This is a genomic window from Chitinophaga sp. 10T418 (assembly GCF_056394125.1).
The window spans coordinates 20,099-34,226 of the sequence record NZ_JBFTHG010000008.1; the positions used below are offsets into that span (position 1 = coordinate 20,099).

Annotated in this window: 8 protein-coding genes; 4 read left to right on the forward strand and 4 right to left on the reverse strand. The window is 46.8% G+C overall.

Features of this window, described 5'->3' with window-relative positions; genetic code table 11:
- Window positions 1–5: 5 nt before the first annotated feature.
- The 4 genes from AC1DCV_RS22785 to AC1DCV_RS22800 form a co-directional block, all read right to left on the reverse strand.
- On the reverse strand, window positions 6–1,055 hold the full coding sequence (locus AC1DCV_RS22785; protein WP_477025306.1) for a glycoside hydrolase family 130 protein: 1,050 nt from the start codon (window positions 1,053–1,055) through the stop codon (window positions 6–8).
- A 121-nt stretch (window positions 1,056–1,176) separates the two neighbouring features.
- A complete protein-coding gene (locus tag AC1DCV_RS22790) occupies window positions 1,177–2,676 on the reverse strand; it encodes a RagB/SusD family nutrient uptake outer membrane protein (protein WP_477025307.1) in 1,500 nt (499 codons plus the stop codon).
- 28 nt (window positions 2,677–2,704) lie between these two features.
- On the reverse strand, window positions 2,705–5,782 hold the full coding sequence (locus AC1DCV_RS22795; RefSeq protein ID WP_477025308.1) for a SusC/RagA family TonB-linked outer membrane protein: 3,078 nt from the start codon (window positions 5,780–5,782) through the stop codon (window positions 2,705–2,707).
- 275 nt (window positions 5,783–6,057) lie between these two features.
- On the reverse strand, window positions 6,058–10,122 hold the full coding sequence (locus AC1DCV_RS22800) for a hybrid sensor histidine kinase/response regulator transcription factor (RefSeq protein WP_477025309.1): 4,065 nt from the start codon (window positions 10,120–10,122) through the stop codon (window positions 6,058–6,060).
- A 237-nt stretch (window positions 10,123–10,359) separates the two neighbouring features.
- Here AC1DCV_RS22800 and AC1DCV_RS22805 point away from each other — a divergent pair, with 237 nt between their 5' ends.
- The 4 genes from AC1DCV_RS22805 to AC1DCV_RS22820 all read left to right on the forward strand — a co-directional run bounded on the left by AC1DCV_RS22805 (window position 10,360) and on the right by AC1DCV_RS22820 (window position 14,125).
- Window positions 10,360–11,004: an NADPH-dependent F420 reductase gene (locus tag AC1DCV_RS22805; protein WP_477025310.1), complete on the forward strand. Its 645-nt coding sequence runs from the start codon at window positions 10,360–10,362 to the stop codon at window positions 11,002–11,004.
- A 136-nt stretch (window positions 11,005–11,140) separates the two neighbouring features.
- A complete protein-coding gene (locus AC1DCV_RS22810; RefSeq protein WP_477025311.1) occupies window positions 11,141–12,364 on the forward strand; it encodes an acyltransferase family protein in 1,224 nt (407 codons plus the stop codon).
- Between the two features lie 25 nt (window positions 12,365–12,389).
- The gene (locus tag AC1DCV_RS22815; RefSeq protein ID WP_477025312.1) at window positions 12,390–13,415 is read left to right on the forward strand and encodes a sensor histidine kinase; all 1,026 of its coding nucleotides are present in this window, start codon (window positions 12,390–12,392) and stop codon (window positions 13,413–13,415) included.
- Entirely contained in the window at window positions 13,415–14,125 is a 711-nt protein-coding gene (locus tag AC1DCV_RS22820) for a LytR/AlgR family response regulator transcription factor (RefSeq protein ID WP_477025313.1), read from the forward strand. The genes AC1DCV_RS22815 and AC1DCV_RS22820 overlap by 1 nt, the downstream gene beginning before the upstream one ends.
- The last annotated feature ends 3 nt before the right edge of the window (window positions 14,126–14,128 follow it).

Consider the following 14,128-nt stretch of genomic DNA (forward strand, 5'->3'; position numbering starts at 1 on the left):
AAGTTTTACCGTTTTAAGGATGAAAGTATTTCCCTGATAGAAAACCGGGCAGCGCACACCACTTCATCGGCCGCGCCGTAATAGATAGTGAGTTCATTACCCCTTACAATATGCCCGTTGGTAAAAACCACATGTCCGAAAAAGCCGGTAAGCTCATAAGGTGCTTCGGGAATCATAATAGGGTCATCGCTACGCGCCAGCACTTTGGACGGGTCCTGTAAATCCAGCAGCAGCGCGCCTAATCCGTATTGGTGCTTTTCATTGGCGCCATGATAAATTTCCAGCCACCCTTCGTTTGTTTTAATCGGTGCGGCGCCGGCGCCCACACGTACGCTGTCCCAGTATCCCGGCCGCGTTTTAATGAGGCACTGATGTTTGCCCCAATGCATCCCATCCGGCGATTGTGCCAGCCAGATGTAGTTGCCGCCCAAATCCACGCTGCTGGGCCGGTGCAGGGCATAGTAGCTGCCATTTATTTTTTCATCGAAGAGTGCGCAATCCTTGTTATGCGGTGGGATGATCATACTCTGGTCCGAAAAGGTTTTCCAGTTGCGGGTGGTACGCATGCCCACGCCTACGCCATTCGGCGATACGGCGGTGAAGGTGAGATAATAGAGGTCGGCTATTTTTGTTACGCGGCAATCTTCTACGCCAAATGATTCCAGCGGACCTTCTCCATGCAGTTCCGGGTAGCCTTCCGGTTCGTGGAAATGAATACCGTCGTCACTACAAAAAAGACGTAGATGCGACAGCGTAGTCAGGTAGTCATCGCCTTTGTAACGTAGTACCCGCGGGTCGCTGGCATCCAGGTGCGGATCATTTTTTGAGATCTCCAGGATTTCAATACCACCATTTTGCAGGATCGGGAAAGAAATGATATTGTGCTGTTGCTGCGGCCTTTCCGCTACGCGGATAATGAGCCATATTTTATTATCAAATTCGAAAGCACCCGGGTTCAGCAAACAGGCCACTTCCAGGCCGGGTCGGCTTGGCCGCACATCTGCGGGCCGTAGCAATGGATTTTCGGTAAAACGGTTGGCAGTTACTAGTTTCATATTGAATGGCTTGATAATGTTACTGACTGTCCCACAAGGTGCTTACTGCGCCTTACGGGACAACAGGCAGGTTTCCGTATATTCCTTTACAGGCAGGCATTTGATGTCTGCCTGTAGTATTTTAATATCCTGTATTCTGCGGTAGTTTCAACAGATCTGCTTCGCGCTGCGGAATAGGCAACAGTTTATTTAATGGCTTCCAGCCATTGCCGTAATCTTTATAGCCTTTCAGCGGATCTGCATCGGGTGCTTTGGCCAGCACGGTCTGCGCCAGGTTCCATCTTACCAGGTCATAATAGCGATGCCCTTCCATGGCCAGTTCTATCCGTCTTTCATGTTGAATGGCAGAGAGAAGCGCGTCTTTATTGGTGGCTGTTACAGGTGGCAGTGCAGTGGCAGGATTAACTGCGTACTTGCGTGCCCGTGCCCGGATCCTTTCGAGGTCGGTGCGTGCTTCGGGCAATGCGCCGAGATTAGCATGGCATTCCGCTTTCCAGAGTATGACGTCACCGAGACGGATGTATACAAAGTCAATACCACCATCATCTATAGGGTTGACATTACTCATAAACTTGCGCACATTAAAACCAGTAATTGGTGACCAGGCCGGATCATAATTGCTACCATCCAGATATTTATCGCCTGCCTGGAAAAGGGTGGCGGCCCTGCGTGGATCGCCGGTTTCAAAGGCATCCACGAGGTCTTTGGTTGGAATTTCAAAACCCCAGCCTTTACCCTGTGGCGCGAATACAGCATTCAGCACCGCTCCCTGTGAAGGCGTTTTGCCGGCATCATGACGCGCCGCAAAAATGATTTCACCTGCTTTCTCACCAACGCCGTTGAAGTTATCTTCAAATTTATCCAGCAACGCGTAGCTGCCTTTCTCTACTTCTGCTACCTGGTTCAAACAATCCTGCCAGCGCTGCCTGTACAGGTAAGTCTTTGCGAGCAGTGCATGTGCGGCACCCGTGGTAGCCCGTTGGTAATTATCTGCATCATAGCTGGCAGGCAGCATACTGATGGCCTGTGTCAGGTCACTTTCTATCTGTTCATATACCTGTGCCGCTGGTGTGCGTACAGTATTATCTATCAGCTTCTTTTCCGGTATGAGCAAAGGAATATCACCGAAATTCACAACCAGTCGGAAATAGTAGAATGCGCGAAGGAAATATACTTCGCCTTTCATACGTTTCAGTAACGCCGGATCAAGACCAGGAACACCTGCGCCATCCTGTGCCAGCAGCGTGTTGCAGGCATCCACACCTTTGTAGTTAAAGCGCCAGAGCCCCAGCACATTATTGTTCTCCGGGAAAATGCCGAATGTTTGCATCCGGCGCATATCTTCCTGGTCACCCAAACTACCGCCGCCCTTCACGGCATCATCACTCATCAGGTCACCTACCACCCAATCACGTGGAATACTGCTGCCATCATCCCAGCCCCAGTCACCGCGGAAACGATTGGTAACAGGCAGATACGCAGCATCAGTAGCCATCACAAAATCATTGGCTTCCGTAAATACATTGCCTGCAGTTAGCTTTCCCTGTGGGAACTTTTCCAGTCGCTTGGAGCAACTCAACATGCTAACGGCAACAGCTATTATAACAACTAGTTTTTTCATGGTGTGTTGTTTTAAATAATTGGCATTCCTAGAAACCGAATTGTAAACCAAATGTATAGGTGCGTGAAGGGGGATAAGTGCCCATATCTATGCCCACGGCCATATCGCCATAGTTGGCGAGGTTTTCATTGGTATATAATTCCGGATCCATGCCACCGTATTTGGTAATAGTAAACAGGTTTTGTGCGCTGATGTAGATGCGGGCATTGCTGAAGCCAATGCGTTGCAGCAACGAAGGCGCCAATGTATAACCCAGCATCAGGTTTTTTAATCGCACATAACTGCCGTTTTCTACATACCTGTCTGAGGTGCGGCGGTTATTATTAGGATCGAGGAAAGTGGCCCTGGGCGTCTTGTTGCTCGTACCTTCACCATGCCAGCGGTTCGTGTAGAAATCTTCTTTATTATTAAATCCGCGCCCATCAAAACTGTTAATGATATTGTCTACTTCATTATAAATCTGGTTGCCCTGTACGCCGTTGAAGAACAGGGTAAGATCAAACTGTTTGTAGTTGACACCTACATTCAGACTATACAATAATTTCGGATTGGGATTACCGATAATAGTACGGTCAGCATCGTCAATTTTTCCATCGTTGTTAACGTCTACAAAGCGGATATCACCGGGTTTGGCATTAGGTTGATAAACTTCTCCCTTACTGTTTTTATATTGGGCTACGTCCTGGTCATTCTGGAATAATCCATTGGTTTTATAGCCATAGAAAGAACTGATAGGCTCGCCTTCCCGCAATATCACACGACCGGATCCTGCGGAGAAAATCTGCTCACGACCCTTGTAAAGGGATACTACCTTATTACGTAAGGTGGTAACGTTAGCGGTTATATTAAAAGAGAGATCCTTCTGAATAGATTGCCGGTAAGCAGCAGTAATTTCCAGTCCTTTATTACTCATTTTAGCGCCGTTTACATACGGTGGGGTAGCATCTCCGTTGGTATAGGAAGAAGGAAGCTGTATGAGAATGTCGGATGACTGCTTATTGAAATAATCTACGCTGAGTGTCAGGGCACCTTTCAGGAAACCCGCGTCTACACCAATGTTCGACTGGGTAGTGGTTTCCCATTTTACATCAGGGTTACCACGACTGATCACCTGTAAGATATTATTGGTGGTAGAGTAGATGGTGGCGAAAGGATAGAGGCCAATATCCTGGTTACCCAGCTGTCCCCAGCCACCGCGGATTTTCAGATCGTTGAGCCAGGTCACATCTTTCATGAAATTTTCATGGGCTACATTCCAGCCGGCAGAGAAAGAAGGGAAATAACCCCAGCGGTTGGAAGCACCAAAACGGGTAGACGCATCGGCCCGCATGTTGGCGTTCACCATGTATTTATTATCGTATGCATAGGTAACCCTGCCGAAGTAAGACATCAGGCCCCATTCTTCCATAGTACCACTATTGAACTGCTGACCGGAACCATAGTCGAGATACTGTAAACTGGGAGAGCCATCCGCGCGATTGTCATAACCGTTGCGGGAAGCAGCCAGGTAGTCTACTTTAGATGAAATATATTCTGAACCAAGGGTTACACCTACGGCATGTTTCTCATTAAACGTATGATTATAACTGAGCACATTGGTCCAGTTGTAGGTAGTATAACGGTTGCGGTATTTATCCAGCCCTTTGTCTTTATCCTGCATCAGGGTGCGATCACCGGGTATCTGTCCGCTGTATTGCTGTTGTTCTGCAATATAGAAATCAGTACCCAGATCAGTGCGTAGCTTGAAATCTTTCAGGAAGTGAGCTTCTGCGAACACATTACCCAAGATGCGATACTTGCTGGCAGTACGGGTACGGTAATCGGCAATGGCCAATGGATTTTTACCGTCACCATATAGCAAAGCATTTTTATAGAGATTCGCAGGCGGCAGGTCGGTATAAAAACCGGTTTTATCATCGTAGAGCGGTAACGCATTCGGCCTGATGAGTGCATAGCGTACTACACCGGGTAAGCTACCGGGTCTGGCGCCATCGCCGGAGGCTCCTATTTCCTGGGTTTTGTCGTAAGTGATATTCATGTTTTCACCCACCTTTAACCAGCTTTTTACATCGCTGCTCACATTCGAGCGCAAACCATATCTCTTGAAATTGGAGTTCACAATAGTACCATCCTGGTTTACTACGTTGCCCGCCAGGTAGTAGCGTGTTTTATCAGAACCTCCTGAGAAGTTCAGGCTATAACGCTGGGTAAGCGCCTGACGGAATACCGCATCCAGCCAGTTGGTGTTAGGCAGTTTGGATGGATCGTCCTGGTTGCGGGCGGTAGCGCCATCGCTGGCAAAAGCTTCATTCTGCAGTTCTATAAACTGGCTGGTACTAAGCATATTGGGCAAGCCGCTGGCCTTGGCCAAACCATAAGCGATGTCCAGCCCTATTTCATTTTTGCCCGCCTGCCCGGATTTGGTGGTCACCAGTATCACCCCATTGGCGCCACGGGAGCCATAGATGGCGGCAGCGGCAGCATCTTTCAGTACTTCAATGGAGGCGATATCGTTGGGCGAAATAGTATTCAAGCCTGTATTCATTGGCACACCATCTATGATATAGAGTGGGTTACTGCTTTGGCTAAGCGAACCAATACCTCTTATACGTACCACAGCCTCCATTCCCGGCGCGCCGGTAGGGGAGGTGACAGATACACCGGCCGCCTGTCCCTGTAAAGCGGTGCTGAGATCTACCGCCTGTGTTTTAGCCAGACTTTTTCCATCTATAGAAGAGATGGCGCCTGTTACCTGGCTTCTGCGCTGTGTACCATAACCAATTACGATGACGTCTTTCAACACCACTTCATCTCTTTGCAGTGCAATATTCAGTGCACCGCTGCCGGAATAGCGGATCGTTTTGGTGAGATAACCCATAAAGGAGAATTGCAGCGTAGGTGTTTCGCTGGCAGTTAGCGTAATGGTATAGCTGCCATCAACAGCGGAAACAGCACCATTCCGGGTGTTGGGCTGTATCACGGTAACGCCCGGGAGCGCGCCACCCTGTTCATCGCTTACACGGCCACTTACTTTAACCTGGGCATAGGTAGCCCCGCCAAGCAGCAGCAATAACACCGCTGACATTAGTTGTGTCCAGTTTTTCATTCGTAAGAATTTAATGGCTCCGTCCCCCTGGAGGAACCTGTTTTAAAAAAGTAATTAATGTTGGATTTGAATGGAACTACAGCAGTACATATCCCTGCTTCTTCATACGTGAATTCTTTTTGGATTGATTTGGATGGTCTAAAGATAGGGGGAAGCAGTACGAAGATGCTGTACTATAGTTACAAAGCACTGTACAATCGTAAAAATAAATGATTGGTATTTGTTGTAAATCAATGCGTTGAGATTTTCCTTGTCTTGTGCCTATGCATAGTGTATTACACAGCGGTTTGTTGTTCCCGGTATTCATTCGGGGAACAGCGATACATCTTTTTAAATTCCCTGAAGAAGTACGACTGGTTATTGAAACCTGTTTTGTAAAAGATTTCGGCTACTGTTAACTGGGTTTTTACTAACAGTTGTGCTGCATGCTTTAACCGGATATAACGGATAAACTCTGCCGGTGTCATATTGGAAATCGTTTTCAGTTTACGATACAACTGCATTTTGCTAAGGAGCAGATGTTTTTCCAGTATTTCTGCATTGAGGCCTTCCTCATCTATACGTTCTTCTATTACGCGTACCAGTTCCTGCAGAAATTGTTTATCGGCATCAGCCATATCTGTTTCCTCCAATTGTCCCAGCCCGTGATCTCTCCTGAAAATTTCGTGCAGGCGTTCGCGGTATTCCAGCAGTTTACGTACGCGTACCTGTAAATGTGAAGCATAAAACGGCTTGGGCAGGTATGCATCTGCACCAGCTTCATAACCTTCCGTTTGCTGATCCATGGTGCCACGGGCAGATAAGATAATAAAAGGAATATGACAGGTGCTGGCCGCATTCTTTATTTTACTACAAAGCTCCAGGCCGTTCATGTCTGGCATCATAATATCGCTGATGATCAGATCGGGGAGGGTTTGCCGGATCAGCTCCAGCGCTTCGCTGCCATTATTGGCTTCATATATAATATACTGACCGGAAAGCTGATCTTTTAATAGTTGCCGGATGGCGTATTCATCTTCCACCAGCAGTATACTTTTTTTACCTGCTTCCTGCAGACTTTGTATGCGGGATAGCTTATTGGGATCAATGGCTGGTGCCCCGGATGAGGACAGGTTGGCCGTAATAGATTGCAACAGGTAGGAGGGAGCAGGATTAGCCGGCGCTTCCATCATGCTGATACCTGCTTCTATCAGCGGCAGTTTTACATAAAAGGCGACTCCCTCATTTTCATTTACGGCGCAGATGCTGCCATTCAACAGCAGTACCATCTGTTGGGTAAAAGCCAGTCCGATGCCGGTGCCGAACTTTTCCTGTGTATGGGCGCCGGTGGTAAAAAAACGGGTAAAGAGACTATCCAGTTGCGTTGCCGGAATATGTGCGCCTGAATTGTACACATAGATCTCCAGGCAATCCTTTTCCTGCGTGGCATTGAAAACGATGGACTGGTCGCGACCAGTATACTTGAAGGCATTGCTCAGTAAATTAAACAGGATCTTTTCCAGTTTGTCTTTGTCCATTGCCGCCATCATGGCGGGAGCAATAGCCGTTTGGAAGCGCAGTACTTTTTGCTGACACATGGGTTTGAATAGTGCAGCAATATTTTCCAGCAGCGCAGAAATATTCAGGGGAGAATAATAATTCTTCAGAAAGCCAGCTTCTGCCCGGCGGAATTCGAGTAGCTGTTGCACAAGATAGGTGAGTCTGGATGCATGCTGATGCACCAATGCCTGATGATAGGTATCACCGGGTTGTTCCCTGCTGCGTTCTGCTGCGCCAACGATCAGCGTAAGTGGTGTTTGTAGTTCATGGGCAATGTTGGTAAAAAAGCGGAGCTGTTCTTCGTGTACTTCTTCCTCTTTTTTACGCAGCAGATGTTCCATTTCCAACTGGTGTTTCATCTCCAGTTTATTTCTACGGTACAACCAGAAGGCAGTGCCAGCGCTGATCAACAGCAATCCATATAATCCAAATGCTGGCCAGGTAAGCCAGAAATATTGTTGGATGGTCAGTGTGAGTAATACACTGGGAGGTGTCCATACGCCTTCGCCATTACTCCATTTTACTTTCAGCACATACCGGCCGGGAGGTACATTGCTGTAGGCAATTTTACCATTGCCGCCGGTGTATTGCCAGCTTTTGTCGTAGCCCTCCAGGAACCAGGCGTATTCGCATTTTTCAGCATGCAAAAAGCTGACAGCCTTGCCTTGCAATTCAAAAAAGTTATCGCGCCTGGATAACGTATAGGCGGAGGGGTTATACTGCCCTGGTTTAAGCACCTGCAATCCGTTTTCATTTGTTTTGCCGGCCAGCTGCAGCCCGGATATCAGCAGGTTCGGATACACCCGACGCTCCTGGATATTACCCGGCACAAAATAATTGAAGCCATAGATGCCACCGAAGTAAAGTCTGCCGCCGGCATCTTTCCATACGGCCCCATCGCTGAATTCATTGCTTTGCAGTCCGTCTGCCTCCTGGAAATGTGATATCTCCGATGTAGCCGGATTGATGCGTGCGAGTCCTTTGTTGGTACTTACCCAGATCAGGCCATCGTTATCCTGTGTGATGGCATGAATAGTATTATTCGGCAGTCCGTTGCCTGTATTATACCTGATAAATTCCGGGTGTACTTGTTTGATGTCTGCTTCCGCAATACAGTTCAGTCCATAGCTGGTGCCTATCCATAGCCGTTGCCGCGTATCGCGGTAAAGTGCCAGCACATCATTGTGGGATAGTCCACCTTCATAGCTGAAGGCTTTAAAGGCCAGGAATTTTTTTTGGGTTTTATTGAACAGGTTAAGCCCGCCATAGCGGCAGCCCACCCAGAGGGTGTTGCCCGGGCCGGTGGCGAGGGAATAAATAATATCGTTGGCCGGTCCGCCGTCAGTACCGTTAAAGGTATATTGTTCAAATCCGGTAACCACCATGTTCCGCTGCTGTCGCTGAATACGCAGGTGTACGAGGCCATAGCCGCTGGTACCCAGCCACAATGAACCATCTGCATCCGGCTGTATGGCATATACAGAGCCGAAAGCAGGTAGCTGGCTGCTACCGCTCACCTCTTGCCACCGTAAGAAGCGTTTATGCAATTGATCGTATATGGACAAGCCTTTGCCATCGGTGCCGATATAGATCATGCTATCGGGTGCGTGGCAAAGGGCAAACACGGAATTATCATCCAGTTCTGCCGTAAACAGTTGTGGCGATATAATGGCAGGTTGCCTCGTAAAGCCCGGTAAACAGATAATACCGCTGCCTTTGGTGCCTACCCATAGGTCGTTGCCATTATCACAAAAAGCACGGATAGGTTTGTTGAAGGCCGGTCCACCGGTATTGCGGGTAACAGTGCCGAAGTATTTTGTCTGCGGATACACTTTGATGATACCATTGCCATCTGTACCACACCACAATATTTGTTCACTGCTGGTAGCCCACGATATGATCTTCATGTCCTGCAACTGCCGGGTTACTTCAGGCAGCAGATGAGCCGGTTGGAATTGTGCATCATATACACCAAAGCCCTGAGTCGTCCATGCCAGCAAATAATCGGGCCCATAGCGGGTCATCGCAGTCACCGCATGAGGGAGCAGTGCCCGCAGTTGCACCTGGTGTGTACCGGGGGAGACGGTCATCAGCTCGTGTGCGGTAGTTGTGAAAAAGATGCTGCCTTCCAGCGAAAACAGCGCCTGTACGTTGGTGTAGCGTTGCAACAGCGGCCACTGTGCCTGCCAGTCGGCGTATATTTCCAGGCTGCCATCGCCACGAAGCACCCACAGGTGATTGGCGGCATCAAAAACGGCTTTGCTGATCCGGTTATTGCCGGCAGGCAACGGGCATACCACAAATGAGTCTGCCCGGGCATTATACCGGGTGAGTCCTTCCTGACGGCTCAAACAATATAACTGTCCTGCCGTATCGGCGATTAATCTGTATTCCTGCTCGCTGATACGACTGCGCTGTTGCCGGCTGTAAAAATAATTATAGAACTTACCACTTAGCTTATCATAACGGGATACTCCTTCAATGGTGCTGAGCCAGATCCGCTGGTCTCCATCTTCTATTACCTGCAGTACTACATTGTTACCGATACTGTGTAATGGATTATCCTTACTATAGTTGAATACATGAAAGGCTGTACCATCGTACATGTTGAGCCCATCCCAGGTGGCGGCCCATAATAACTTATCTGAATCAAGAAGCAGGGAGTTGACAGCACTATTAGAAAGTCCGTTGCGGTTATCAAGCTGTTGTGTATAGTAAGATGCAGTGTCACCCGCAAAAGCAGCTGGCAAACCGGTGAATATACAGATCAGCAAAGAACAGATCAGGGACAATCGCTTCATAACGGGCTGGTTTACGGTGGCATATCCGTTGCCATTACGGAAGATACTGAATTTCTGCTTGTGGGGGGAGTGCGGCTTTCCGGCAGATAGTGTAAACTTAACTTGTATGGGTATTGATTATCGGCACTAATTTGTATCTTCCTTGTACAATCATCTTTTTATCATAGACCGGATTTTTTCACCACCTCAGCAATAAGACCATTAACCATTGCAATCATTCTCTCAAAAAAATATACGATGAAAATAGGTATTATTGGTTCCAGCAACGTAGGGCAAGCGCTGGGAACCGCTTTCTTAACAGAGGGTTACGAAGTCATGTTGGGTAGCCGGAACCCGGAAAAAGAAGAAGTGCAGCAATGGAAAAGTGAAAATGCGAAGGGACAAACCGGCACCTTGGATACTACCGCACAATTTGGCGAACTGCTGATATTATCTGTTGCCGGCGGCGCTGCCGTATCAGCAGTGGAACAGGCGGGAGTAACGCACTTCGCGGGCAAAATAGTGATAGATACCACTAACCCCATTGCCAGTGCACCTCCGGAAGATGGCGTGTTGAAATTTTTTACGGACCAGAATGAATCGCTGTTGGAAAAAATTCAACAGCGGATCCCGGATGCCAGTGTGGTAAAAGCTTTTAACAGTGTGGGAAGCCCGCTGATGTACAAGCCACAGTTTTCTGGTGGTACGCCTACCATGTTTATTTGCGGCAACGATGCCGCCGCTAAGAAAACCGTGACGGATATCTTAACAGCTTTTGGCTGGGAAACGGAAGACATGGGCAAGGCCATATCAGCACGTGCTATTGAGCCGCTATGTATCTTGTGGTGCATACCAGGATTGGCGCACAACGACTGGAACCACGCGTTTAAGTTGTTGAAGTAATAAATGGGGCGGGCGTTTTTTGACGCCTTTTTTTAAAGGATAAGAAACTGTCTTTTCACCACCGGAATATGTCCTGACATCAAATATCTTTTACCATACCGCCTGCTACGGATAGGTTTGTATAAAAATATATTTTATGCAACCACAATCACCTCCCAGGCAGGCTTATCTGGATTGGCTACGCATCCTGGCCATCCTTTGCGTATTGTTTTTTCATTCAGCTATGCCTTATGTAGCCGAATGGTCCTGGCACATAAAAAATAAGGAAACCAGCAACATGCTGCTGGAGTTCAATGATTTTACCCACCGTTTCCGTATGCCGCTGCTGTTCTTTATTTCCGGTACCGTAAGTTATTATATGCTGCAACGCAGAACAGGCGGCGGCTTTATTGGTCTCCGGTTCAGGCGGTTATTTATTCCCCTGCTGTTGGGAATATTGGTGATAGTACCTCCCCAGGTATATATGGAACGGCTCACACAGGGCTTCAAAGGCAATTTCTGGGATTTTTACACGAATATGTTTACTACGGGCGCCTATCCCAAAGGAAACCTGAGCTGGCATCACCTGTGGTTTATCTGCTATCTGCTGTTGTATGATATCGTTTTTGCCCCGGTGTTTGTATGGCTTATTTCCTCCAAAGGGAAAGCCTTCCTGCAGAAAACAGATTGGATAGCGAAGGGTAAATTTATTTACCTGCTCCTGATACCAGGTGTACTGGTCTATACTTTTATGGTATTGAAGTTTCCCGAAACCAATACCCTGGTAAATGACTATGCCTTTTTGTTGTATTGGTTGTTTTACGTACTCGCCGGTTTTATCTGTATTGCCAACCCGGCATTGATGAATAGCCTGGAGCGCAACCGCCGCACTTCGCTGAGGATAGCCTTCGCAGGTACATTGCTCATTAATTACCTGCGCTGGAATAAGCTGGAGCCCTGGCATGTGTATACAGACTTTAAACTTACTGCCGGTACTTATATGTTCCTGGCAATATCAGCGGTGGTGGCCTGGATGTGGGTATTCGCCATTGTGGGATATGGTAAAAAGTATCTCAACAGGAAAAGCCCGGTGTTGCCTTACCTGAATGAGGCAGTATATCCTTTTTATATTTTGCATCAAACGGTGATTGTAATACTCACGTACTACCTGGTGCAAACTCCCGATGAAGTTGGATTGAAATATTTTTTCACTGTCATCGTTACTTTTGTCCTTTCTATGGGTATCTTTCATTTGTTTATCCGGCCATTTGGAGTGATGCGTTTCCTGTTTGGTATGAGGCCTCGTCAGCGGGTAGGAGAGAAGGCTCGGGAAAAAGAGGCAATGCCACCGGCATTGCCTGTTGAATCTGCAACCGCATAATTAATTGTAACTTCCGGTAATTATTATGAAAGTATTCTGGAAATATATTTTCCCCGCTATTTACGGCATGCTGGTATATTATACCATTCGCCTGCTGGCAGATAGTTCCTCCGGTATGCGATTCTGGTATCGGCCCCTGTTGTTAAATACGATAGAAGTAGTATGTAGTATCATCATGGGCTACTTTTTCATGTGGGCATTTAATCAGTTGTTCCGGCATTTTGATGAAAAAAGAGCCACCGATTTGTCCTACAAAAGAATAACGCAGGAGCTATTATATGTTTTTGTGGTAAACCTGGTGGTACAGAATGCCACGATGCTTCCCATGGCAGCCTTTACAGATGACGGTTTGCAATGGATGGATGTGGCAGATATTAATGTAATCCCCTTGTTATATTCCCTGATATACTATGGCGTGCGGCGTAGTAACATCTTTCTACAGGCATATGTACAAAACAGGTTACAACTGGAAAAAATAGCTAACGATCAGCTGCAAACGGAGTTGAAGTTTTTGAGGGCACAATATCATCCTCATTTTCTGTTTAATGCCTTAAATACCATTTATTTTCAGATGGATGAAGACGTAACGGCGGCCAAAAAAACAGTGGAAAGTTTTTCTGAACTGCTGCGGTATCAGTTGTATGATCAGCAACAAACGGTGAGCATCCTCAACGAAATACAATATCTGCAAAACTTTATTGACCTGCAGAAAATAAGGTCTTCTGCAAAGCTGCAGCTCAGCGTATGTTTTGATAAATCGCTGCGTGAGGAAAAGGTGTATCCGCTGCTTTTTTTACCACTGGTAGAAAATGCGTTTAAATATGTAGGTGGCAACTTTCATATTCGTATGGAGATGATAAAACAAGATAATGAAGTATGTTTTTTTGTGGAGAATTCAATACCTGATCATATTCCTTTTACGCAGAAAGGCGGTATTGGATTAGATAATCTGAAAAGAAGATTAGAATTGTTATATCCCGGTATGCACGCATTAACGACGCAGAAGAAAGAAGATAGTTATTTAGCTGAGTTAAAACTAACATTCAACTGATGGATCACCTTATCATAAAATGTGTTATCACCGATGATGAACCCCTTGCCGGAAAAGGATTGCAGGGATATGCTTCCAAAATTGGCTTCTTACAGGTAGTGGCCGTATGTGAAGATGCTATTGAGCTGAATACCGTGCTGAAACAGCAACAGGTGGACCTGCTATTCCTGGATATTGAGATGCCTTATATGACAGGCATCGAATTTCTGAAAAGTTATCCTAATCCACCCAAGGTGATCTTCACCACTGCTTATGAGCAATATGCTATACAGGGTTTTGAACTGGATGTATTGGATTACCTGGTAAAGCCCGTTTCTTTTGAACGGTTTTTAAAGGCGGCAAATAAAGCCTATGATTATTTTTCTGCCCAGCAAACCGGTGATCAGCAATATATTTTTATTAAGTCAGATACCAAACTGGAAAAGATATTATTCAACGACATCCTGTTTGCCGAAGCCCTGGGCAACTATGTGGCCTTTTATACGGCAGACAAAAAAATAGTGACCCATGCTACATTGAAGGCTGTACAGGAAAAGCTGCACCCGCGGCAGTTTTTGCAGCCACATAAATCCTACCTGGTTAACATCAATCATATCAGTGCTATTGAAGGGAATGTATTGCATGTAGGTAAATATGAAGTACCCATCAGCAAATATCAGAAGGAAGAGGTACTGGAAAGAATCGTCAACAATAAGTTACTTAAGAAGTAAATA